The sequence below is a fragment of the Psychromonas aquimarina ATCC BAA-1526 genome (assembly GCF_000428725.1).
In the GTDB taxonomy this organism is placed as follows: domain Bacteria; phylum Pseudomonadota; class Gammaproteobacteria; order Enterobacterales; family Psychromonadaceae; genus Psychromonas; species Psychromonas aquimarina.
In genome coordinates this window covers 62,678-86,906 of the sequence record NZ_KE386791.1, presented here as the reverse complement: position 1 = coordinate 86,906, position 24,229 = coordinate 62,678, and the positions used below count along the sequence as shown (strand labels likewise).

Genomic DNA, 24,229 nt, shown 5'->3' with positions numbered 1-24,229 from the left:
GGCGGTTCTGGATATACCTATCGAAATTTATGCATATTTAGACGCAGACACTGCCAGCCTCTTATAAATATTTATATAAAGATCAATAATTACTGCGCAGTCCATCTGGTTTAAACTGACTACGCCGGCATATACAGCACTTTCTCCTTTACGCGGTTCTATTGTATTCAGCTGCAGTTGAAGCTCATAATAATCGCTTATTAACTCTCTTGGTAAATCTCTTGCGGGCACAATATTAGCAATGATTTGATAAGCTCTTAACATACGGCTTTTTGTGCTTCCGCTGCCGCACAGAATATGCAGTGCGCTGTGAAACAACTCTCTCGTTTTTACAATACTCATAACAACTCCAGCGGTCTGTTTAACCAGTAAATGAATGAAATATGGAATAGTTTTGCCGAACCATAATCCTCTGTCACTGAGCCGCCTATGCATTTTATTTTAAGCAGGCAGATACAATTTTATATCAGCCCGCGTCATAATATTTAGCGAACCTAATAATAAAGCCACTGCTTCCCGCAGAAAATTCCGCTTGGGATAGACTATCAAATCCCGCGGATTTATCAGCCTGAGCAGTATTAACAGCAATATTAATAAGCCTCTAATCTTTGACGGCACTAATATATGCAACGAAGCCTCAAAGAAACAGCAATTGGAATGTATATAGCAGATCAGGCGGGATAAATGAGGTAAATCTTCCCAGACACAACAAGGCGGAAGTCAAACAGTGTAGATACTCTACATTAATGGCTGATAAAAAAAATAGTCTCAGCCTTTCGGGTTAAGTCTAAAAACAGCCCACTCTGCATTGCTCAACAGGGGCAAACTTCAAAGGTGAACAGACTCTAATCACACAAGCCCTTAAACATGTCAGTATGCTCTACAAATTGTTTAGGTGTAACATCGTGTGCTTTTTTAAAGGCTTTAGAAAAACTTTGCGGATTACTAAACCCTAACTCTTTACTGATCTGCTCTGATAGTTCACCTTTTGCCAGCATTTGCGGGGCCAGATTATAAAGCAGTTGATATTTAACTAAGTCTGAAAAGCTGGTGTTCTCTTTTTGCAAACGCCGCTGCAGAGTCAGCGGTGATATCATAAGTATTTCAGCGATAAACTCTAACTTTGGATAACCAAAAGCTCTCGCATAATTGATCAGCTCATAAACACAGCGTACAAAATCATCAGCCGCAGGAATGTTAATATAGCTCAATATATCCATCTGATTTATGCGCACCTTGGGTCGGAATTTAGTCTTTTCAGGAGCTAATTTACTCATACTGCCTGCCGAAAACCAGACTTCGGTCTGCTTGGCATTCCAGATAACATCACAGCCCAATATCTGCTGCATTTCTCCCGGCTCTCCTAGACAAGAGCCAGGCAGATGAACAGCAATCGGCGCATAACTCTGGTCATGATATAAACGCAGTAAATGGATAAATGTCCAGGCCCCTACAATCCCGTCCTGTAAACGTTCTTCAGAAACCGTAAGTTCTGTTCGATAACACCACTTGAATATGCCGCCGCTGCGGACTGTTCTGGCGTCACAGCCTGACTGAAGGCATTTAAACAACGAGTTAAAGCGCATCAGAGCGGTAAAAAATACCGGGGAGGAACAGACAATAGAGTCTAAGGGAGCAAAGTTTTTTAACTGCATTTTTGAGCAGCCCTTAGCAATAAAAAGTTCATCACTGATGCCCTCTTCAAGAATGCCGAAAAAACGGGTCATTTCTGTTAACGGCATTAACCGCATATGGTCGTTGAAAAGACTTACCGGAAGGTTTACTTTTTTTATGCAGCCGCCGTAATAATCATCCATGGCTTTAATAAAAAGCCAAAAAACGCCGGTTCTTCCAAACGCTGTCGCATTAGCTGTTGACATAAGCATCCTTTTACTGAAAATCTCAAAGAGTGGCTTATATCAAGATTAGCACTGACCACAGCAGTTTCATAAATTTTTTTGAAATGAAAAAATCCCCTTTAGCCTGCACTAAAGGGGATAGAGTTACATAGAGTAGAAGAAGTATATTTGCGATTTCATGCGGATAATAATTCCCCGGACAGGGTCGAGGAAATCAAGAAAGCTCATCGGCTTTTCTCCTGATATCCAGGCCAGGCCAACAGCTCCCACCGGAAGATCTCTGCCTTGTGTTTCATCAATTTTTAAGCGCACCAAATGGTGCTTATTACTGGCATTCAGAGCCGTTGTCTGACGCACGTTAGTTTCTTTTGCCACTAATGAGCCTTGTGACTCTCCTGTTGCTTCAATAATACCTTCAACTCGAGCATTAAAGATTTTTCCCGGGTAAACCGCACTGGTAAACTCGGCTTTTTGACCAACTTTGACGTTACGGATAGCCTGATGGTTAACTCTCATCAATACGTATTTTTCGTCTGTATACATCTGAATTCTAGGCATAGCACCGATATACTGCCCTTCCCGCATGATAAAGTTAGTGACATAACCATCGTCTGGTGCATAAATTTTAGTGCTGTCCAAGTTCCAGTTTTGCTGAGCCAGTGTTTCTACAGCACGAGCCAGCTCTGTTTGTTCACTTTTAACCTTGAGCTTAGATTTTTTAATTTCAAGCTGGTTTTTAGTGACTGTCATTTCTGACTTTTTCAACTCGCTTATTAAAGCATTAACCTTTGCCTGAGCCACTGTAACCGATGTCTGCTGCTCATCCAGTGTGCTTCGGGTTACAGTATCCGGCGCTTTGTTGTTTTGAGTTATATAACGCTCTAAGGTTGTTTTTTTCCATGCAAAATCACGTTCTGCAGCATTTAATTTAGCTTCACTAATGCTGATATCAGCCTGTGCACTCTCAAGTTTCTGCTCAGCAATAAGAACTTCCTCCAGCGCAACATTAACTTCAATTTCTTTCGTATCCACATCAACCTGTGCTTGATTTACAGCGATTTGAAAAGGTTCATCTTCCAGCTCATATACCAGCTGCCCTTTACTCACTCGTTCATTAGGTTTGATATAGATAGCCTTAACATAGCCTTTTACCTGGCTGGAAGCAGGCCTCAACTGAATATGAGGAGACTGAACCAGAGATCCTCCGGACATATCCATAGGCGTAAAATTAAGCAGTCCTACCCAGACAAACAATAACCATAGAGTTCCTCCTAAATATGCAAAAATCTTAGAAAATTTGTTCCAGGGCATGCCGACTAAACGCAGCAGGAAAATAAATAATGACCAAACAGCTAAACCTTCAAGCATTTTATTACTCCTCAATCTTATTGTTGTTGTCGGCGTCGGTTTCCTGCCAAATATTACGAATTTTTCTAAGAATTTTTTCGCCGTCAACAAAAGCGACAATTACCGCAACGACCCATACCCAGTGCCAGACAAAACCAATCCAGGTAAGCGCAGTTATAAGCCCAATTTGCTGGTGCTCAGTTTGATGCGCTTTATGTATAGGCAGCTCATGAATTTTCCAAAAACCAGCAGCAATGGCGACAATAGAGCCAACCATCACAACTGCTGCTGCGATGTGCAGACCTGTATCGACTCCTGTTTCTACAAACGGCATACTAATTAAGCTCATACTTTTCCTCTATGTGTTTAAGTGATGAGCGTAGTTTCTTCTATAACCAGGGAAAATATTAGCAAATGGAACATTCGAGGCTGCTTTAGTGTGTTTTTTGATTGGATTGTTCTTTTTCGCGTTACCAGGACAGATGCAGATAACAGGGAAAATCACACAAAGTCGAGTGAAGTATAAAATGAAGGTACTGCAGAATAAGACAAATTTTAGCTGCTTGTAAGTTTGCAGTAATTAAGCAGGTATAAAAGACAATTTTATCTCCTGACTTATAAATTCAATTCGTTTACCTGCACTACTTTTGTGTCTTTCTATAAGCCTTTAATTCAGCAGAGAGCCAGTCCCGACTTTTTATTGGCGCTTTATTGCCGCAGTGAACTTTATAAAATTTACCCGACATCTTACTTTGAGTCGCGGAATATTTTATAAAGTCTTCAGTTGACTGAATATCATCCGAAAAATACTCATACTTCTTGTTTATATGTTCAGCTGCTTTAGTCCCATTGTGTATAGTACCATTTCGCTCATATTTACAGTCAGTTGCAGCCACAAAGCGTATAAGGTGGTCAATTTCATCTTGAGTTGAAGAAAGCACATTTAAAGAAAATAGAGATAACAAAATTAATAATAGATTTTTCACCTTCAGCTCTCCACCTAAGAAGCGTAAATGCACAAAACAGCCGCATTATACTATCGTATTTTAACGGGCTGTAAATCGAATTATAGTTTGCATTTAGGCAAACAGTTATTAGTAAATTTTTGAAGATTTAGGCGATATGAACATGATAAGTTCAACACATTCAATAAGCTAAGTATTGATGTAGTCGTACAGCTGGACAATCAAAATAATCCCCCCACTTTCAAAAAGAATATATGCCCTTAGAATTAGATCAGGAGCTGAGCAGTTTTAAGAACACGCCGCATACGTGCATTATTTTAGTATTGTGAATACCCTTAAGCATCCTAAAATCGGACATTCAGAAGTTCCCCCCTTTAGCTTCTTTAGTTATGCTAACTTATGAATGTCCGTTTTTATTAAGTTCAATTCATCATATAAGTTATATTAAGAGAAAACATTTCACCTTCAAATCGAGACTCTGCACCATATTCTTTAGTGTAGTTAAACGCGAGGTTCCATTGATTATCAAACCAGTATGCAGCCTGTATACCCAGCCCGTGTACTTCTGATTTATTCCCAATATCAGAGCCTAAGCGCTGATTCAAGTTGTTGAGAGAGGACGGCAGGTCATCTCTGTGCATTTGCCACTGACTGTAACCACGGATACCGACTTCAAATTGCGGGCTCAAGTATTGGCTCCATCCATACTCAATAGTAAGGTGATCACCCGGTGTCACTCCGCTCTGGTCAACTTCGCTGTGAATCTCATAGGTGGCGGCAAGCATTAAGGCTGTCGCCTGGTCCATCATGTAATAATACCCGGCAAGTTGAAACTGAGTTGTCCACATATCTAGAGTAACATCCTCATCACCTACCGGTGCGTACACACCCACACCAAGCGTAACGTCGTAATTTTTATTCAGCCAGCTAAGCCAAAGCGGTTGAATGTAGAGATCACCTAGTCCTTGATCTTCTTCCTCCTCGAAGTCGTTAGACAGGTAAACCGGGTTGAAGTAAAAACTGTAACGCGCCCCCAGCACTTCCCAGTCCGTCACCCACAAGAACAATGGTGCAATACCGCCTGAGCTAAGTTCAGCATCGATATCTTTACCTGAGCTTGTCGTGAGGGTGTCACTTGTGTAATAGAAATTATACTGCTCATACACAAAACCGGCCTGATCAGGCACAGTAAGGTCACGGATATTGGAAATTGCCGGTGCATAATGACCTGCGCCGACGACTCCGTCTGCAAGTGCGGGGCCGGCAAATCCTGCAGCAGCCAGGGCCAGCAGCATTTTCCATTTATTCTTCTGAGAAGTGCCGCGTCCAGCTTTAATTTCGGTGTCTACAAACGGCATACTGATTAAGCTCATACTTTTCCTCGGTGTGTTTAAGTGATGAGCGTAGTTTCTTTTATAACGAGAAAAAATATTAGTGAATGGAACGTTTAGGGCAGCTTTACTGAGTTTTTTGACTGGATTGTTCTTTTTCTCCATCACGAGCCAAGCAAATGAAGCGCAATAGCTGTCCTTTAGAAGAAAAAACTATATACAGAAAAAGAAATGAATCAGATAATTAGGCGGAATGGTATGAAGTATTATCTTTACATGGTCAGCGATAGAAAGTTGTTTTTCGGATCCACGTCAATAGAACTGCAGACTTTTTCAATTCTACCTGCGGCAGCCGCCTTAAGTCGTGTTAAACAAATAACTGACTTATTAATTTACTAAAAACAGGATTTAATCCAAGACAATGCAGTTTCCTCATCAGCAAATGTTGAAAATACTAATCCAGCATCTTGGTAACATTTTTTATATTTATCTTTCATAAGTAAGCCGCCCTCAATGTTATTTGAAAAAACATATGCGCTGGCTATTGGTACTAAATCACGCGCTTTCATGGATTTCAAATAAGCACTAAATTCAAGGAAAAAATTATCCACAGCCATGCAGGAGTCCTCAAAAACAACAACCTCCCCCCAGCTCCTAACATTACTCTGCACTTCTATTAAAGCATCAGGTTCAATTGCTTCAAGGACGCTAAAAAACTCACTATTAAACGGGCCCCACGCTCGATAAATAATGATATTTTCATCAACAACAGAGAATTCAACTCGCCCATGAGGCCTGAATGTTTTGTAACTCACATTGTCAGTACTATATTTTTTCATTGCCAGCTGCTCACTGTTAGATACATTTGAGTAATCGGAATTATATATTAATACCTGCGGCAGGCTGCCCGGCGCCAGTACATCTACTATCCATACATAAACTGCTTAATACCAGTAAAGGCAAACTGTACCCCCATGGCAATCACTATTACGCCCAGGTAACTAGTTATCATTTGCCGGCCCAGGCCGATTTTACTCGATCTTTTTGGCAGATAGGAGACAGCTAACAGGACACATAGCAAGACCACTGTCACAACTGCAATCGCAACTAAAGAAGATACTGGAACCCCTACATCACTGTGACTAGATGAAATAGTAATGACCCCGGTAATAGTACCCGGGCTGGCCGCAAATAAAATAAGCGGTGAAAGGCTCACATCTTTATCATGTTCAAGCTGATCAGCATTTCCTGCAGAGCCGCCGCTCTGCATCAGCATCTTAATCCCGATAAATGATAAGATACCGCCTCCGGCAATGGCAAAAGCATCTAAAGAAACACCAAATAACGCTAAAATATTTGCACCAAATAATGCAGCTAAACCAAGTACTATACAAACCACAAAAGCAGTTTTAACAGCACACACAGCAGGATTAACCAGAGCAAGTAATGTAACTATAGCTTGTAAGTTATCTTTCATAGATTCTCCATGGTAGATGATTTTCATATTAGAAATGGCTAAATATTAGTTTGTATTTGCACCAATATGATAATGAAGCTTATTTAATGATAGTCACCTGCAGCAAAGTTGATTAGAAAAACAAATAAATGCATCACATTTCAGATATGTAAATAACTTTGTTTATACGGAAAATGTTTCAAACTGAGTCATTCGCTTTTTTGATACAAGTTTAGATCAAATAACTTATCGCGAATAACCCAGAAACGGCCGCTCTTTCTGGCAATCACAACCTGCGGCGGACGCAGCCTATGCTCATTATTAACCACCTTTGAAGGAGCGGTATCGGTAAACGGCCGGTGACGATCAATCAGATGTGCATTGATAAATCTATTAAGAAATTCAGATTTATGCGCTTTAGTCGACAGCTGCCAGAATTCGTTTATTTCGGCATTCTGATCACTGATATAAGTGACCTTAAGCTGCGGTTTTCCAAACTTGTTTTTACCTGCTTCTAATCTTAAATCAACACATCTCATAATAAGCGCATCTTTGAGTTTCATAGCTTCACGCAGTTTTTTATCCGGATCCACCAGCACATGGTCACAGTCATGACAGCGCCGTGCGGCAATATCATTATCAGCGCCGCACATATCACAAAATTTTGCGCGAAAACGGTAGCCGCAGATATTACGCTCACCGCTGTCATTTTCACTATAACCCTGACACTGCCTGCCGTAATGCTCAAGTACAAAGCCGGCAGTATCCAGTTTGCCCCAGAAGTTATTATTAAAGCGGCATGCCGGACAGGGAATAGTAACAATTTCACTGTCACTATCGGGTTTCGCATCTCCGACTTCAGGCTGATATAAATCATAACAGTTACCGGCAAACTCCATCACCAGGCAGTCTTTCTTACCTGCAGACAAACGCAAACCGCGGCCGACAATCTGCTGATATAAACTAATAGACGCAGTCGGACGCAGAATAGCAATAAGATCTACATGCGGTGCATCAAAACCTGTGGTTAAAACCGATACATTAACCAGGTATTTTATCTTCTGCTGTTTAAACGCATTAATAATCCGGTCACGTTCATCCAGCGGTGTATCACCGATTACCAGTGCCGCATTTTCTCCCTTCAGATAAGCCATTATCTCCTGTGCATGATTAACCGTCGACGCAAAAATCATCACGCCGAGGCGGTCTTTCGCTGTCTCTATCACCTGCCTGATAATCATCGGGGTTACACGCCCTGACTTTTTAACTACACTGTCGAGCTGCGCTTCCTGATAATGTCCGGAGGCTGAGGGCTTAATACTGGAAAAGTCATAACCTATAACCGCCATATCCATCACCTTAGGGCGCGTCAGATATTTTTCATCGAGCAGAAAACGGATCGGCAGATCAAATATGCAGTCGCGAAAAAAACGTTTTTCTAAGCTGCGTACCTGACCGCGGGTATGATACTGATAAATCCAGCCGAGTCCGAGACGGTATGGTGTAGCAGTAAGTCCCAGTATTTTAATATGCGCATTGGTTGTCTGCAGATGTTTAATCACCCTTTGGTAGGCGCTGTTTTCGTCCTGCGGCACGCGGTGGCATTCATCAATAACCAGCAGGGAAAACTGCTCGCTGAACTGTTCCAGACTGTTAACGATAGACTGTACCGATGCAAACACCACCTGATGATGTGTTTCTTTACGCCCCAATCCGGCAGAGAAAATTGACGCCTGCAGACCGTAACTTTCATACTTGCTGTGATTCTGCTCCACCAGCTCTTTAACATGCGCCAAAACCAGCACTCTGCCTTTTGCCAGACGTGCCAGCTCGGCAATTATCAGGCTTTTCCCCGCACCGGTGGAAAGCGCAAGTACAGCCGGTGTACTGTTTTTACGAAAATAATGAATGGTCGCTTTAACGCTGTCTTGCTGATATGGACGAAGAGTATACATAAATAGAAAAACTGATTAGTCACTTAATAGGGAAAAACGCAGTTTAACCTGACAGCAGCTGAATCATCAAACAGACTTTTAAACTAATTAAGAAAACTAAAAATCGATGCAGACACAGACAGGACAGTGATTAAATAATAGATCTGCACTAAAATAGCAGTTAGGGCCTGTTTATCTTTGCTCTTTGTTCCTGCTGGAGGCTATTTTTATGCTCAGCAAGGCAGAAGTCATACAGTGTAGTCACTCTACATTAATGACTGATAACGAAGTTGAGTGTAAAAATAGCCCCAGCCCTTCGGGTTGAGGCTGAAAATTCCTCACTCTGTGTTGCTCATCATTCATTTAGAACAACTAAACTTCATTCTTCGCGCCTTGATTGAGAAACTTTCAGGCTCAACAGGGGCAATTTTCAAAGATAAACAGGCCCTAATGAAAAGGAATAAATTATGATTAGATTAGAGCACCTCAATCTGGTAGTTAAAGATATCCAGATCAGCCTTGCATTTTATCAGGCGGCTTTCCCTGAATGGATAATTCGTGACGGCGGTGAATCCGAATGGTATGGAAAGCCGAGAAACTGGATCCACTTCGGGGATAACAATTTATACCTGACATTAAATGATAACGGCGAGCAGGATGCTCGAAAATTAACCGGCCATCAGGTAGGTATCGCACACTTTGCTTTTGAAGTAGGTGATGTTGAAGGCCTTACCCATCGTCTGCAGAACGCAGGGTTTAAGCCGAGAATACGCGGACCGGAACACCCTTTCCGTCAGAATATCTATTTTCTCGATCCCGACGGTAACGAGGTAGAGTTTGTACAGTATTTCAGCGATCTTACCGAGCAGAGAAATCTAAATATTTAAATCCGTGATACAAAAATACCGCGCTGTCAGAAGCGCGGTATTTTTATATCATCTGCTTAAGGGCGGTCAAAGAAAGCTGTTATTTTATTTCCTGCTTTACAGCTTCAACAATGGCATCAGGATCTGCTAAATATGCTGAGTGATTCAGCAGTACCGCATTATCACCCGAGGCTAACAATAGAGCAGGAAATGCATTTGTTCCCATAAACTCGCGAAGCTCTTGAATATCAGACTGAGTATATAAAGCTTCATCGCTTAACTCTTCTCTGAAGATTTTATTCGGAGGTGACAGTTTAAACTGCTCGATCAGCGCATTAAAGTCATGCTTGCAGCCGAAAGCATTGCCTTTAATGAAATGCTCTTTCTGCAGTGCATTTAATACTGCTAGACTTTTCTCCGGCTGTTTATTCTGCAGCCAGGCCATCAGGTTAGCCGTCATGGTTGAGTCTTTAGGGCTGTCGGCAAAACGGATATGCTCCTGACCGAATTTCACCGAACTCTGGCGCGAAGCATCATCCACCTGCTTATAACCGGCACTGTCACTACCGTCATAATGCGCACAATGCCAGACATGAATGATCATTTCCGGGTATGCTTTTTCAAGCGCATTAAGCAGCGGCAAAGTTGCGTAGCTCCAGGGACAATGAGAATCGTAAATGAAATATAACTCAGGAATCATTAGGTAGAACCTTTTCAATATAATAAATTAGGCCGATCTTAAATAGTTTAAACCTAATATACAATTAACAATTACGCTTATTCACAGAAGCAGCTGCAGGCGCACAGATATCTGCAGCAAACAGAACAAAACTTATGCTTTAGGTTTTCAATCTGCCCAGATGTTCATGCTGGGATTTAACTAACTCAGCCAGGGTATTACTGCTGTGCAGAGCCTGATCTGAAAGCGCAGCCAGCTCAGATGTCGAGTCTGAAATTCCAGTAATATTATTATTTACCTCTTCGGTTACTGAACTCTGCTGTTCAGCAGCGGCTGCAATATGAGTAACCTGATCAGAAACTTCACCAATCTGTCCAACCATTTCATTTAGTGATGCGAGCGATTCCTGAGTTTTAGTTACAGCAAGCTGCGCCTTCTCAGTACCCTGTTCGATAACATCTGATGCGCTGCTGACATCAAGCTGCAGTGAATTAATAAGTTTAGTTATATCATCAGTTGAACTTTGAGTTCTTGAAGCAAGCGATCTTACTTCATCAGCCACCACTGCAAAACCTCTTCCCTGCTCGCCGGCGCGGGCGGCCTCTATGGCGGCATTGAGTGCCAGTAGATTTGTCTGTTCGGCAATGGAGCGGATCACCTCAACAATACTACTGATATTATCACTGCTGTCAGATACTTTGCCGACGGCATCTTTGGCCTGTATTGACTCTTCCGACATGGTAGTCACATACTGCATCGCCATCTCTAAACCCTGCTCACTGTTTTTGACATTACGGCTCATGGAGTCCGTTTCAGCGGCTGTCTGCTCAGAGGCTTTTGCAACTTGTAATGCTGCCGCGCTCATCTGATTGACTGCGGTAACCACACTTTCAATATCTTTATACTGATGATTAACATTATCACGGATATTTTCAGCGATCTGTGCAACCGATAAACTTTCCTGCTGCGTTTGTCCGGCAAGCTCTTTTAGCTCCACAATTAATAATTTAAGCTTAGAAATAAATGCGTTAAAACCACTGCCCAGCGCAATCAGCTCGGCATGAGATTCAACCTCAATTGTCTGGGTCAAATCCCCCTCGGCACTGCCCAGGTTTTCCACCCTGCTCTGAATTATTTTCAGGGGTGAGATAATGCTGCGGATAACTATCCATATACTGAATACCGCAGCAACGGAAACCAGTATACCTAAAGTAAGCTGCAGACTGCCTAGTGACTGTGCCATTGAAGACATATCCGCATTTACCTCTATGGAGCGTTTAAAAGCCGCATCTTTAGGGATTTGAATAACTAATGACCAGCGGCTGCCCGCTAAGGGAATATCAATCGCGTGCGATACTGCGATCTGCTGTGCATTTTCAAAATGCCCTTTATTTTTATGCAGTGTCAGCAGCGTAGAAGCAAGTTCAGCACTGACCGCCTCCTTAAGGGGGCGGGATATTTTGTCATAATGACTGGCTGCAACAATTAAACCTTTACTGCTCAGCAGGGTAACCTTGGCCTGCCCCTGATAAAGGTTATCTGACAACTCTTTTATTAACTTCTGAAATATCGGTAAATTAATATCCACACCGATCAAACCGGAGAATTTACCGTTTTTAATTACCGGTACAGTTAATGAAGTCATAAGGACCTTGTTACCCGGCGTTACTTCATCCAGATAAGGTTCCATTAAACACGGCATTTTGTTGTCTCTGGCACACAAATACCATTCAGATTTACGGATACCGAACTCATTAACGCCGGCCAGGTATTTTTCATCGGCATCATCAACCTGTTCCTGTTCAATGGTGCCGTCACTGTTACGCAGAAAATACAGCTCTAAAGTACCAACGCCCGGCACACTATGGCTAGTGTCTGAAAGATTCAATGCATCATCATCATCGAAGCCGTCTGCTTCAAACTGTGCATACATAGAAGATAACTGCTTATTTTTCTTTAAAATCGCACCGACACTGGCCTCTACGGTTTCACGGCTTAACAGCTCACTACCGGAGAGCTGCTCAACGGTACCGGCAAATGAATAAGGAATGCGGTACGCTTCATTGATAAAACCGGCAACCATCTGCCCGTATTGATCTGCTTTTGCTTCTAATTTCGCAATAGCCTCTTCATTAATAGCCTGCTCAACCTCTGTACTTATATCAGCATTTTTACTGCTGAGCGCCCACCATAAACTGACAGATAAAATACTGATTGTCGCCAAAAAAAGGCCCGAGGTGATCCAGAGTAATTTAATACTGATGGATAATCTTTTCATTGTATCCTCCTGACACATTTTCTAAATAACCGGCACGTTACCAAGAGAATATGCACCTTTTAATATTTAGGCAAATTACCCTCAGCACACGCTGCAGTGCTTGAATTTAACAGCGTGCTGCAAGCTGCATTGTCTGTCAGAAAATAATGCGCACGAGCAAAGTTTGTTATTACAAAAATTATTAATTAGAGCTGTTCTGCTGCACTTGCTGAAATACCCGAGGGCGCTTATTCTAATGATGTCTTCTTGATAAATTTTCCTGATAAAAGGTCATAGATGTGATTAGATACCATGCTTAACTTTATAAAGATTATGCGCAGCTGGAGCATGCTGCTTTGTATCGCGCTGATTTTATTTACCGCTGACACAGTATCTTTAAAACTGCGGGCTGCAGATACTTCCGCAGAGCCTGCTCTTATTATTGCAAACTCCAAAGCCTGGAAACCTTTTTCTTATCTCGAAGACGGTCAGCCGAAAGGATTATTAATTGATTTCTGGCGGCAGTACAGTCTGGTCAGCGGGCGCAAAGTTAAATTTGTCCTGCTGGACTGGCAGGCTTCTTTAGATGCAGTCAGCGATAACCGGGCGGCAGTGCATGCAGGATTATTGTACTCAGATAAACGCGCTGAGCTTTTTGACTTCGGCGCAGACATATTTAATTTACAAACATCAATATATATAAAAGTTAGTCTGCTGGGCTTAATTGAAAAGGATCTTAATAAGCTGCAGCAGGCCGTTGGTGTTGTACAGGGCGGCTATGAACAGGAGTTTGTGTCAAACAATTACCCGAAAATTAAACTCGTGGCGTATATTAATAACCAGTTGATGTTTGACGCTGTTAGAGGCGGTGAAATAACTGCTTTTGTTGCAGATATGCAGGTTGCTAATTTTTATATGGCCGGCCAGAGCGCCGGCTCAAACAATTATGCACCTTATGCCTTTTTATACGATAAAGCCATTCAATTTGCGGTAAAAAAAGGTAATCAGAAGCTGCTGGCGGATCTAAATTTAAACGTTAAAAAAATCAATGAACAGGATCTCAACCTTATCCGGCAGAAATGGATAAATACAGAAACAATAGTACCGCTATGGTTTTATCGGAGTTTAATTTTAGGACTTTTTTTACTGGTGCTCCCCTATATATATATTCTTCGTAAAACAGTCGCAAATCGTACCCGTTCTCTGGCAGAAGCTAACCAGAAATTATTAGCTCAAGTAAATACAGATACACTTACCGGACTTTACAGCCGACGTTTTTTAATGGACAAACTGACCCGCTTAACTCAACCGTCTAAACAAAAAGATTTTGCCCTGTTAATGCTGGATATCGATTATTTTAAAAAAATTAATGATACTTACGGTCATCTGGTCGGCGATCAGGTGCTTTCAATAATATCAAAACGTATCACATCCTGCATACGTCACCAGGATACTCTGGCACGCATCGGAGGAGAAGAGTTCTGTTTAATACTGCAGGGAGTCTGTGAACAGAAAGCAGTTGAGATATGCGCCAAGATAAATAAAAAAATAGCAGAAAACCCGATTAAACATCAATCGGCAGTATTAACCGTTACTATTAGTATCGGTTGTACACTGGTTAAGTCAGGCGCAGATCTGGAACCGTTGTCCCTGCTGCAGCATGCAGATACCCTGCTTTACCAGGCAAAAAATAACGGACGAGATCAAGCCGTGATCTGTACCTACTTACAATAAAAGTTCAGCTAATTGTGAATAGATTCAGGAGTAAAATATCTAGCGGCAGCAGGCAGTTATCTGCGCCTGCTCACAATAAAAGTTCAGCTAATTATGAATAGATTCAGGAGTAAAATACCTGGCGGCGATCTGCTGCAGCTGGCCAGACTGCTGTAATTCGATTAAAGCAAGGCGAAGTATTTCAAGCAGCGGCTTAGAGCTGTTTCGCCGTGATACTCCCAGATAAAGCTCGACTTTGCCGGCAGGTCTGAAACTGGCTTTTTTTATCTTAGGCCATAGACCTCTTTTGGTTATTTCATAATCAACCTGGCAGTCAGTACCAATAAATACATCCATCCTGTCCCTAGAAGCCATTTTCAACAACTGGGTTTCAGTTACCACACCGTGACGAAGAATTTTAGGATCAGAGTTAAACGGCTCAAAATAAGCGGACTCTAATACATAACCTACTTTATACTGATAAAGATCCCGGTACTCTTTAATATCATTGTCTAAGTGTTTCTGCATATAAAAAGCAGGCGAACAGGTATAATATGGAAAATCCACATAGTTGATATATAACGCCCTCTCCTGGGTATATGCCAGGCCGGTCATCATATCAACCCCGCCAAGCCGCATTGTTTTTAAGGCACGGGACCAGGGGTAGCGTTTAACCTTAAATTCAACAGCAGTGAGCTTTGCAACCGCTGCCAGTATATCTATATCAAAACCAGAAAAATTTCCCTGTGCATCAATCATACGAAACGGCGGCCATTCATCACTCGCAACCACTAAAGTTTTTGTATTCGTCCCCTCTCTGTAAAGCAATGCCTTATCCTGTGCATAAGAAAAACTGCAGGTTAACAGCAGAAAAAAACAGAAAAAAACGCTTAAACTTCCTTCAAGCACGAATACAAAACGACGCTTAAGCGCATATTTAAAACACATATACCGACCTGCTTTCAGCAAATAAATAATATTTATATCCCTCTAAATATGTTTATCCATACTCTGTATAAAAAGCACTTAAACAGCAGTTCGAGACAGGGTTAATAGGAGCAGCCTCTACCTAAGCTTAAATAAAAAATGACTGTCAGCGACTGTTAAATTCAGAGATAATATAATCAAGCCCGCCGCTAACGGCTGCGACCTGCGCATCAACACAATCCTGATCGTTAACCTTAGGGCTGTCAGGATAAACCTCCGTGGTCGTAGAATAAACACCATGAGTGAAACCAATACAAAGCCCCAGTTTGCGGCAGTCATAATTGATTACGCCGTTTTGCGCTAAAGGCTCGCCAATGATCTTACCATTATCATCTGACGGCGCTATATGGGTAACTTTTTCTACGGATCTGATAACAGCGCGCTGAAAATTCTCTACTGGATTGTCTATATCACCAACCAGATAAAAACCATCCGGAATATCCCAGTTATTCTGCTCCACAGCATCTCTGGCGGCTAATGCCGGTCTAAATTCAGTGTTATCAGTATCGGTTGTTTCATGTAAATCGATATGCGCTGTAATCTTGGTATTAAGTGACTTAATATAATGCATCAAACAAGCAGCCTCTTGAGACGGACTGCTTTCATAGAAAGAGCGGTTCGGATCTACAGCCTGCGGATTCCAGCGGTTTATCGTCTCGTACCCCCATGGGCTGACACACGGTGCCACAATAATATTAAATTTTTCGGCATAGTCTAATGCCCTGTTTTCCAGAAAGCTGATAGAACCGTGAACTCCGCTGCTTTCATAACCATGAACACCTCCGGTGATCAGAACAGTCGGTTTGCTGTTATCCCGGCATCCTGTTGTCACAATATAAAGCGGATATTGATCCAGGGCATAATCAAGCTGTCCGTACTGAACAATATCAAAACGATCGCTTAAAGAGTTCAGTCTGTTCACTACATTGTCCTGATAAGAACGGTGTTTTTTCTGTCTGGATAACCAGGCTGTTTTCTGCTCTGTTGCCCATTTTTTCAAGGCTGGCTGCGGCTGATTCATGAATGTCCTCATTTGTAGATGTTCGAAAAAACTTATCTATAAAGAAAAGTATATTGGAAATGAGTTGTAAAAGCCCCAATGTATTGAACAACGAATTGTTTAATTACTGGTATTTAGAAAATATTTTATGACGCAGTTTCTGCAGCGACCCCTCCTGGTGCATTTTATTAAGAAGCTGATCCAGCTGCGGCAGTATGGTTATAAAGTCGGATTTGTTGCTAATATACAGATGCCAGTTAGTATGATCCATTAGCGCAGGTATTTGTATAATATCCTGCTCCAGGTTAAAACGTTTTATCTGATAATTCATCAATGCGGCCTGTTCAATGTAGACATCCGCGCGATTGAATTTAAGAAGCTCAAGGATCTTAGTTGAATATAAAACCGTGGTAACATTATGCACGGTCGATAGATTCTGACGGTGCCAGCCGGCCCCGAGTAGATAAACATATCTCAAGTTTTTTAACGCTAATAGCGAATCTAAATTTTTAACTTTCAGCAGCAAAGGTAAATTTTTATTATTAGCACCACTATAAATATAAAAATCAGAAATAAACAACGGCAGTTCCGTTTTGATGCTGTATCTGTCTCTCTCGGCACTGGAAATCGTAAAAAAAGCATCTCTCTGACCTTCTTTTACCATAATCTGACATCTGGCCCAGGGGCATATTTCATAACTGACTTTTATACCCATACGCTGCACTACAATTTCATCTAAAAAGTCTTTTAATATACCTTTAACCTGTTTATCTTCCTGCCAGGAAAACGGTAGATAGTTATCAGAAACAACAACCCGCATCTCTTTAGCAGTACCAAGGGCGCTGAAAAAAAGTAAGCTGGTTAAAACAAGTATATATTTCAAAGCTGCCGCTAACGTCATAAAACACCCAGTATATTTTTCTCTAGTAGATTAATTATACACCCGAAGCACAGCTGTTTTACGCTGCACAGTAGTTAGTTTTATATAAATAAAAAAATCCGCTGACTCTGCAGCGGATTTTGCTTAACTTAACGGCATTATGACTAACATCATTTGTATATTTATTTCTCCGCCGGCGTTGTTAAATCAATTTTATAAACAGCAAAACCAAGATCATTTGTTTCAGCAAGTTTGACCATACTGCGCAGCTGATTTTTCTGTATAAAGCGATCTGCTTTGGCACTGTTCTGAGTTTCAAAACGTACATCAAGCTTGGTTTTTGTATTTATATTTTTAAAGTCCCAGTTATAATCTGCGCGCGGATCAACCATGCTGTCATATCCGCCGCTGTTATTCGGCTTAGACTGTGCACTTATATAAGCAGCTAATGCGTCGCGATTGGCATCAGGAAGCTCCAGTGCAACATATTCAGAGCCGGTACCGGCAAATTTTCCGGAAAATGCACGATAGCTGTTTGCAACCACAATAAACTCTTTCTTATCTAAGTCACTACCGCTGACAACCGTGCCGTCCGTATCTGTGTAAGTTAAGTCAACAATGCGGGAAGCATCTGCATTAACCAGCGCACAGTCACCGTCAAATTTACTCGGCTGGGTAACATCAATTTTATAAGTCACACCGTCAATGACATCGAAGTTATAAGTTCGATGGCCGCCCCAGTTAATTAAATGCTGAGGTGCACTAGAGTCAGGATCGATCTGATTAAACTGATTAGCACTGCACTCTAACCAGTCTTTTACCTGCACACCTGTAACCTTTACTGCCGCCATTGTATTAGGATACAAATAAAGATCCGCGGCATTTTTAAAGGTCAGCTCACCGGCATCTACCTGTACATACTGCGTTGCGTCCGCTTCGGTTGAAAAACGCCCGCCTGCTTTAAACGGTGCGGCGGCAGACAATACCGGAATACCTTTTAATTCAGGCGGTAAATTAGCGCTGACATGTGCAATCTGTGCATCAGCAACAATCTGTACCGTAGGGTCGTCCTGTACAAGTGTTAAAAAGCTGTACATATCAGAAGCGGCCGCACCGATAGGCTGCTCCACAAAATCTAATGTGCCTTGATGCTCTTTTTCTACAGCCTTATGAATACCTGAATCGGCACTCACCAGCTCCTGCTGTGCTGCTCCGTCATAAATTGGACGGGCTTCACTGCGCCCGTCAGTCACAGTCCAGGTTCCTCCTTTAAGCTCAAGTTTAAGATCAACGATGCCTAAATTATCCCCCCAGCGGCCCGGCATAACAGCTGCAACGCCGTTTAACAGCCCTTTGTCAACATCAGTATTCGGCAGGTCAGCATAGTTTTCATGCGGGAAGATTGAATGACTATGACCAAACATAACAGCATCAATGCCGGGAACATTAGTCAGCGCAAATGTAGCATTAGGCGCCATAGGATCACCCGGATTTTCCGTAGAGCCGATCCCCGAATGTGGAATAGCAATAATCACATCAGCGCCCTGCTCTTTCATCTCAGGAATAAATTTTTCAGCGGTTTCTACAATACCTCGAGCCGTAACCCGGCCCTCAAGATGACGCTTATCCCAGGTTAATATCCGCGGCGGGACAAACCCGATATAACCAATTTTGATGCTATGCTCTTTACCATTGCTGTCAACAACGACTTTGTCTTTGATTAAATACGGTGTGAACAGGTTTTCCCCGTCTTTCACATCATTCCAGCAGTCATCAGCGGCACAATAAACATTGGCGTTAATATAAGGGAACTGCGCGCCGCTCAATGCTTTTTCTAAGTAATCCAAACCATAGTTAAATTCATGATTACCGATATTAGCTACATCATAATCCAGACGGTTCATCGCCTTATAAACAGGGTGAATATCACCTTTATCTAACCCCTTGTTTGCCATGTAGTCCCCCATCGGGCTACCCTGAATCAGATCACCGTTATCTACCAGTACAAAGTTGCTTACTTCTTGTCTAGCCTTGTGGATCAGGCCGGCAGTTCGGGCAAGGCCGATAGTCGGATCCGTTCGCGACTGGTAATAGTCGTAATCCATAATATTGCTGTGCAGATCCGTGGTTTCCATAATTCTAAGTGTCACCTGCGCAGATGAAACTTTATCTTCATTAGCAGTGCATCCAGCTAAAGCAGCCAGTACTGCGGCCGCCACTAAGCCTTTTGTTAACTTGTTTACCATTACAATTAATCCTTCTAACAATTATCTTTCATATGTCCTAGTGATGCTCAATTGATCACTTAGGGAGCGCATGCTAACAAAGATAAATTCATAACTATTTATAAATTAAAGGCAAAGACTTGTCATTTTTATAACACGGAAGTTAGAGTTACAACTCTGGCATTTAAATATTACTCAGCTTTTTCACAGAGAAATACCGACAGCCAAATACAAACAAGCAATACAGATGATAATTAATAATTCAACAGTAAAATTTCAAACATGCCCTTTCGGGCCTGCCTTCAGCAGCAGCATCAGACAGTCCAGAAACAGCGGCAGACTTACTCCCTCCTGCCGATCAACAACATAACAAATTGAAAAACAAACTTTGTTACAAAGAGTAATGGGAAGTGACCGGATTGTTAAAAAACACAGAAAACTGCTTAAAAACTGCCGGCAAAGGAAAACTTAAAAGTGTGACAAAGCTCAAAATGAGGGGATCAGAAGCCTGTTTTCAGACAGTTCAAAATCAGAAGTTAGAAAATAATTTTTTTTATTTGCTGTTGTTTTAGTTTTCTACGCAAATAGATAAATATAGAAATATCAAATAAACAACATCAAAATCCCGCAATTTAACCACACCATTCAAATGTTCACCACCACAACAAATGGACCTTTAAAATAAGCTTAAATCAGATCTCTTATAACAAGTCGGCAGTAACTATTAAATTAACTCTACACACGATTAAAATTCACCAGCAAAGTATAAGCATTTGTATTTGCGGCACTTTAAAGACAGAAAAATGGACGGCAAAACTGCTTTATCTGTTATGCGCCTTTATTGACACAGTTAATTTTAAGCACCGACAAATATAAAAACAGATTATAAAACGGGATTACAATTAACAAACTTAATCTGAACAGCCCCCAGGTAATCAAAATTTAATCAGCAAAAACAACGATTTTCCCAGCAGTCATAAAAACATAAAAACAACAGATTTTGTAAACGATTTTTTTGGAAATCGCAGTTATTTTTATTCTGTAGCTATAGCTCACACTTTTTGTATGGATTAGTAAATAAACTGATTTCAATTAATTAATCCACAAGGTGTCAGCATTTAACTGCTTATCTATATAGATTAGTCAAACTAAAAACACTTTATTTCAACTACTTATAATTAAGTGTTTTTATAGCCGTAAATTAGAAACGGATTAGAATAAATCTTATTGATAATAACAGAAGTTTAATTATTTACGGTCTGCACCCTATATAAGCACTCAGCAGAATCACTGAGAATTATATCTGGTCAGCTGAATGTTTGAATGTTCTTGCTCATCGTGGCGGCGTTAATAATACGAATTAATCAACTATACATAAATATTTTTTACAACAAATCTAGAGGTTACTTATGAGTTCTGCTTTTTTTATGCCAACTGTTAATTTAATGGGTGCGGGTTGTTTGAATGATGCTGTTGCGAGTATTAAATCGCAAGGTTTCAAACAAGGCCTGATTGTTTCCGATAAAATTTTAAGCAGCATCGGCATGGTTAAACAAGTTGCAGATTTATTAGCAGCAAGTGAAGTAAAAACAGTTGTATTTGACGGTACTCAGCCGAATCCAACTATCGGTAATGTAGAAGCCGGTCTGAAAATCTTAAAAGAAAACCAGTGTGATTTCATTATCTCTCTTGGCGGCGGTTCACCACATGACTGTGCTAAAGGTATCGCACTTGTTGCGGCTAACGGTGGTGAAATTGCTGATTACGAAGGTGTTGACCAGTCACCTAAACCACAACTGCCGCTTATTTCAATCAATACTACTGCCGGTACTGCATCTGAAATGACTCGTTTTTGTATTATTACTGACGAAGCGCGTCATATCAAAATGGCAATTGTTGATAAGAACGTAACACCGCTTATGTCTGTAAATGATCCTGAGCTTATGCTTGCTAAACCTGCTTCTTTAACAGCGGCAACGGGTATGGATGCATTAACTCATGCGGTTGAAGCTTATGTTTCAGTTGCGGCAACACCAATTACTGATTCTGTTGCAATTAAAGCAATCGAAATCATTCATCAGAGCCTGCGCACTGCTGTTAAAGACGGTCAGAACATTGAAGCACGTGAACAGATGGCATACGCACAATTCATGGCCGGTATGGCATTTAACAATGCTTCTCTAGGTTACGTACATGCAATGGCGCATCAGCTGGGCGGTTTCTACGACCTGCCGCACGGTGTTTGTAATGCGGTATTATTACCACATGTACAGCGTTTCAACGCTAAAGTATCTCCAGCACGCCTTAAAGATGTTGCTAAAGCAATGGGCGTAAATGTAGAAAATATGTCTAATGAAGAAGGCGCAGATGCGGCATTAGCTGCCATTGCACAGCTTTCTACTGATGTTGGTATTCCAGCAGGCCTTAAAGACCTAGGTGTTAAAGAAGAAGATTTCGATGTTCTTTCTGAAAATGCATTAAAAGATGCTTGTGGATTTACTAACCCGATTCAAGCAACTCACGCTGAAATTACTGATATTTACCGTCAGGCAATGTAAAAATTACCCGTTTATTAAACGGGTAATCAACAGCTGTTTTTAATCATAAAAATCCGGCGCCCTGGGCACCGGATTTTTTATTTCATGCCTAATCGTTTTGCTAAACGGTGCCGCATACAAGTAGCAGCAGTACAAAACAATCAGTAACAACATCCTATCTATTACCGATGTTTGTGAAAAAATAAACCGTTCACGCACCATGTATGGTGCTGGGTGAATCAAGGGTTATTTCCACAACCGATAAAAATGGGAAGACGCACCCCAGGCTGGAAAGAAGTCGATTTAACAACTGGCTGGAAAAGCAGTATCAAGAACAGTATATAACGCCCAACCGATGAAGGCCTTTTATTTTTATCTACCACAAAATCAAAGGTTTATTTATTCTAAAATGTAAAACTTGATCATATTTACTTTCACTGTATACGAAGCTTGTTGGCCTCATCTGTTGTAAGTTTATATTTATCAGCGCTTGATGTAACTTCTGAAAATAAAGGTAACTGACTACTTACATTGATACAAAAAATATCCTTGCCATTTTTAATTGCATGATCTAGTTCCATTTTAACCCATTTTGATAAGAAATCTCCGCCACAATCTACAGAATTATCTGTTTGTAAAAACAAAACATATTTAGATTGGCTTAACCGTGCCTTTAATACTATTTCTGTATATTCACTGGCTAAATTTCGTCTTAGAAAATCGTTATCACTAGTCCAATCACAATAAATACTTAGGCCATGTTTATTAAGTTCAACCATCACTTCATTGACTAATTTATTATCTTTGTAACTATGAGAGATAAATACATCAAACTCTTTCTTAGACTGAATTCCACCACACTTTAACCTATCAGCCAAATCTGCAGGAGTTACAATAAACTTATCAGTACTGTGATAATAATCTTTTTTTTTACCTTTAAAGCCCCTCCTCTTTTGAACATAAGCACCAATGGACTGCAAGTGCTCAAATGCCATATTTCGTATTTGAGTGTTTCTTTCTGCATCATTAATTTTCTGAAAAAAAATGATCGTTTCTTTAGTTTTAAATTTCTTCAATTCATTAACTATTTCAATCTTTTCATTCTGCGTGGAACCATGCCTGTTATAAGCCGATATAAAAATATCTAAGTGATATGGATCTGTAAATTGTAGACCCACGGGGATACACTTAGGCTTTTGTATCTTTGCCTTTAAATAATTTACAGCTTGAACCCTATTTTCTTCTATATAGTTATTTTTATGCTTCAACCTATAGCCATCTGAGCAAATTAGCTTTACTTTAGCCAAGCTATAAAAGAAGTTAATAGGGCTTTTATGATAGTATCGCCTTTTTTTACCAACACTAACCAATTGTTCATCTTTTGCCCTGTAGTATTCATACCGCCCAATAAGTTCACTCCATTGGTTAGGATAAAATTGTTTATACAAATCGAGCAATACTTGTTTGTCATACTCACTTGGTAATGCCTCTACAACTTTATTCAATTGAGAGGTAAAATTATTCATGTACTTCCCAGTTTCATTATTAAATTTTCTTTTCATCATTCCAGCCATAAAGCCCCCCAAAAGCTATTTCTTCAGTAATCAGAGATAGCCTTCCTTGAAGTCGAAAGTAATAAACAAAATTGGTGATTCTGAACTGGCGCATAACGTATTGATCAGAGACGATGGTATCGAATTCATGTGTAGCAATTTATTATGTTTTATATATTATGTACTGGTGCTATCTACCAACATCTTTTGCTGCTTTTTCAATCCAGTCCCCCATATTTTTATAACCATTCCCATTATTCCAAAGATAGAAGTCATAGCCATTTGGAATTTCACCACACCGTGACGCAGTCTTACCTTGAAAGTCTTTAATTTTACTTATATCAATCCCCAATAGACCGTTACCTCGCTCTATACTCTTTTCAATTTCATATTTTACCCAGCGACTACTACAAGTTTTTTCACCTACTAAGACGACAGTTACAGAAGTACCTTCTAGTTGCTTATCTATCCAGTTTTTGATGGCTGTATCGCCTTTTCTTTTTACTTCTTCAAAATCAGCCGCATCTATAAATCCAGCGGCTTGTTTACCTTGAGTTACCCAGCTATTCCTTACAATCATAGCCCTTGAAACGTCTTCATATTTAAAACTAAAAAATACCTGCCTTGCCATAATTTTAAC

At 40.8% G+C, this 24,229-nt stretch carries 21 protein-coding genes; 4 read left to right on the top strand and 17 right to left on the bottom strand.

What is annotated here, in order from left to right; all coding sequences use genetic code 11:
• Positions 1–27 precede the first annotated feature (27 nt).
• The 6 genes from G337_RS0119885 to G337_RS0119860 form a co-directional block, all read right to left on the bottom strand.
• A complete protein-coding gene (locus tag G337_RS0119885) occupies positions 28–342 on the bottom strand; it encodes a hypothetical protein (protein ID WP_028865389.1) in 315 nt (104 codons plus the stop codon).
• 503 nt (positions 343–845) lie between these two features.
• Positions 846–1,880 (bottom strand): AraC family transcriptional regulator, encoded by a 1,035-nt coding sequence (locus G337_RS0119880; protein WP_028865388.1) that lies wholly within the window; start codon positions 1,878–1,880, stop codon positions 846–848.
• 123 nt (positions 1,881–2,003) lie between these two features.
• Positions 2,004–3,227: an HlyD family secretion protein gene (locus G337_RS0119875; RefSeq protein ID WP_028865387.1), complete on the bottom strand. Its 1,224-nt coding sequence runs from the start codon at positions 3,225–3,227 to the stop codon at positions 2,004–2,006.
• Between the two features lie 4 nt (positions 3,228–3,231).
• Positions 3,232–3,555: a hypothetical protein gene (locus G337_RS26915; RefSeq protein WP_037028233.1), complete on the bottom strand. Its 324-nt coding sequence runs from the start codon at positions 3,553–3,555 to the stop codon at positions 3,232–3,234.
• Between the two features lie 292 nt (positions 3,556–3,847).
• Positions 3,848–4,192 (bottom strand): DUF5329 family protein, encoded by a 345-nt coding sequence (locus G337_RS0119865; RefSeq protein ID WP_028865386.1) that lies wholly within the window; start codon positions 4,190–4,192, stop codon positions 3,848–3,850.
• A gap of 401 nt (positions 4,193–4,593) precedes the next feature.
• Positions 4,594–5,544: a SphA family protein gene (locus G337_RS0119860; protein WP_028865385.1), complete on the bottom strand. Its 951-nt coding sequence runs from the start codon at positions 5,542–5,544 to the stop codon at positions 4,594–4,596.
• Positions 5,545–5,760: 216 nt separating this feature from the next.
• Here G337_RS0119860 and G337_RS28770 point away from each other — a divergent pair, with 216 nt between their 5' ends.
• The gene (locus G337_RS28770; RefSeq protein ID WP_157619416.1) at positions 5,761–5,901 is read left to right on the top strand and encodes a hypothetical protein; all 141 of its coding nucleotides are present in this window, start codon (positions 5,761–5,763) and stop codon (positions 5,899–5,901) included.
• On the opposite strand, the gene G337_RS0119855 is transcribed toward G337_RS28770, so the two are convergent.
• The 3 genes from G337_RS0119855 to radD all read right to left on the bottom strand — a co-directional run bounded on the left by G337_RS0119855 (position 5,898) and on the right by radD (position 8,913).
• A complete protein-coding gene (locus G337_RS0119855) occupies positions 5,898–6,341 on the bottom strand; it encodes a hypothetical protein (RefSeq protein WP_028865384.1) in 444 nt (147 codons plus the stop codon). The genes G337_RS28770 and G337_RS0119855 overlap by 4 nt on opposite strands.
• A gap of 86 nt (positions 6,342–6,427) precedes the next feature.
• Complete coding sequence (locus G337_RS0119850; RefSeq protein ID WP_028865383.1) at positions 6,428–6,979, bottom strand: MarC family protein; 552 nt, start codon at positions 6,977–6,979, stop codon at positions 6,428–6,430.
• Positions 6,980–7,167: 188 nt separating this feature from the next.
• Complete coding sequence (gene radD / locus G337_RS0119845; protein ID WP_028865382.1) at positions 7,168–8,913, bottom strand: DNA repair helicase RadD; 1,746 nt, start codon at positions 8,911–8,913, stop codon at positions 7,168–7,170.
• Positions 8,914–9,359: 446 nt separating this feature from the next.
• On the opposite strand from radD, the gene G337_RS0119840 reads away from it, so the two are divergent.
• Positions 9,360–9,779: a VOC family protein gene (locus tag G337_RS0119840; protein WP_028865381.1), complete on the top strand. Its 420-nt coding sequence runs from the start codon at positions 9,360–9,362 to the stop codon at positions 9,777–9,779.
• Positions 9,780–9,858: 79 nt separating this feature from the next.
• Here G337_RS0119840 and G337_RS0119835 read toward each other — a convergent pair whose 3' ends face one another.
• Both G337_RS0119835 and G337_RS0119830 read right to left on the bottom strand, forming a co-directional pair.
• On the bottom strand, positions 9,859–10,458 hold the full coding sequence (locus G337_RS0119835) for a protein disulfide-isomerase (protein WP_028865380.1): 600 nt from the start codon (positions 10,456–10,458) through the stop codon (positions 9,859–9,861).
• Between the two features lie 139 nt (positions 10,459–10,597).
• Positions 10,598–12,715 (bottom strand): methyl-accepting chemotaxis protein, encoded by a 2,118-nt coding sequence (locus tag G337_RS0119830; RefSeq protein WP_028865379.1) that lies wholly within the window; start codon positions 12,713–12,715, stop codon positions 10,598–10,600.
• A 291-nt stretch (positions 12,716–13,006) separates the two neighbouring features.
• Here G337_RS0119830 and G337_RS26910 point away from each other — a divergent pair, with 291 nt between their 5' ends.
• Positions 13,007–14,428, top strand: coding sequence for a transporter substrate-binding domain-containing diguanylate cyclase (locus G337_RS26910; RefSeq protein WP_051303438.1), 1,422 nt, complete (start codon positions 13,007–13,009; stop codon positions 14,426–14,428).
• Between the two features lie 87 nt (positions 14,429–14,515).
• Here the strand turns inward: G337_RS26910 and G337_RS0119820 are convergent, their stop codons facing one another.
• From G337_RS0119820 to G337_RS0119805, 4 genes are all read right to left on the bottom strand, one after another.
• Positions 14,516–15,355, bottom strand: coding sequence for a substrate-binding periplasmic protein (locus tag G337_RS0119820; RefSeq protein WP_084605525.1), 840 nt, complete (start codon positions 15,353–15,355; stop codon positions 14,516–14,518).
• 145 nt (positions 15,356–15,500) lie between these two features.
• Complete coding sequence (locus G337_RS0119815) at positions 15,501–16,415, bottom strand: M14 family metallopeptidase (RefSeq protein ID WP_028865377.1); 915 nt, start codon at positions 16,413–16,415, stop codon at positions 15,501–15,503.
• A gap of 103 nt (positions 16,416–16,518) precedes the next feature.
• Positions 16,519–17,295: a substrate-binding periplasmic protein gene (locus G337_RS0119810; protein WP_028865376.1), complete on the bottom strand. Its 777-nt coding sequence runs from the start codon at positions 17,293–17,295 to the stop codon at positions 16,519–16,521.
• Positions 17,296–17,456: 161 nt separating this feature from the next.
• Positions 17,457–19,520, bottom strand: a complete 2,064-nt coding sequence (locus G337_RS0119805; RefSeq protein ID WP_028865375.1) for a bifunctional 2',3'-cyclic-nucleotide 2'-phosphodiesterase/3'-nucleotidase — start codon at positions 19,518–19,520, stop codon at positions 17,457–17,459.
• A 1,388-nt stretch (positions 19,521–20,908) separates the two neighbouring features.
• On the opposite strand from G337_RS0119805, the gene yiaY reads away from it, so the two are divergent.
• Positions 20,909–22,057, top strand: a complete 1,149-nt coding sequence (gene yiaY, locus G337_RS0119795; protein WP_028865374.1) for an L-threonine dehydrogenase — start codon at positions 20,909–20,911, stop codon at positions 22,055–22,057.
• Between the two features lie 413 nt (positions 22,058–22,470).
• On the opposite strand, the gene G337_RS0119790 is transcribed toward yiaY, so the two are convergent.
• Complete coding sequence (locus G337_RS0119790; protein ID WP_028865373.1) at positions 22,471–23,610, bottom strand: TIR domain-containing protein; 1,140 nt, start codon at positions 23,608–23,610, stop codon at positions 22,471–22,473.
• A 169-nt stretch (positions 23,611–23,779) separates the two neighbouring features.
• Entirely contained in the window at positions 23,780–24,220 is a 441-nt protein-coding gene (locus G337_RS0119785) for a TIR domain-containing protein (protein ID WP_028865372.1), read from the bottom strand.
• Between the last annotated feature and the right edge of the window lie 9 nt (positions 24,221–24,229).